The sequence below is a fragment of the Myxococcus sp. AM011 genome, from assembly GCF_013372595.1.
Classification (GTDB): Bacteria; Myxococcota; Myxococcia; order Myxococcales; family Myxococcaceae; genus Myxococcus; species Myxococcus eversor.
Genome location: NZ_JABXEM010000656.1, coordinates 1 through 423 on the forward strand (window position 1 = coordinate 1; position 423 = coordinate 423).

Annotated in this window: 1 protein-coding gene; it reads left to right on the forward strand. The window is 58.2% G+C overall.

Annotation, left to right across the window (positions count from 1 at the left end; all coding sequences use genetic code 11):
- Positions 1-92: 92 nt before the first annotated feature.
- On the forward strand, positions 93-423 hold a 331-nt coding region (locus HUW62_RS47880), incomplete at its 3' end, for a hypothetical protein (protein WP_176438244.1).

The window sequence follows — 423 nt, forward strand, 5'->3', positions numbered from 1 at the left end:
CCCTTGTCGTCGTTGGAGGCGTAGCCTTCGTGCTCACGACGAGTGCTGCCGGTGCACTGGTGCTGATTCCCCTGGCGCTTTGAGCAAATGAAATGAAATACAATCCAGATTTCGATGTTGATTCCGTGCTGGACGTCCTGAAGGGCGTGAACGAAAAGTACGAAGAAGGTTCGCCTGAAGATGAGGCGCTGCGGATCGCCGCCGTGGCGCTTGTCTATGTCCGCGAAGCCGAGAGGCTGGAGGAATACCGTGGGTTTTTCCGGTCGTTCTTCACGCCTGCCATTGAAAGCGTCATCGTCTCCCAGACCTTCTCGACAAGAGAGGAGGCCGAGACATGGCTCGCCCTTGGGGTTGCACGGGACGGAGAATTGATTCGCGTCGCGGGTCAGGGGTTCCAGGTCATCCTGGCGCAGGGAGATGCGA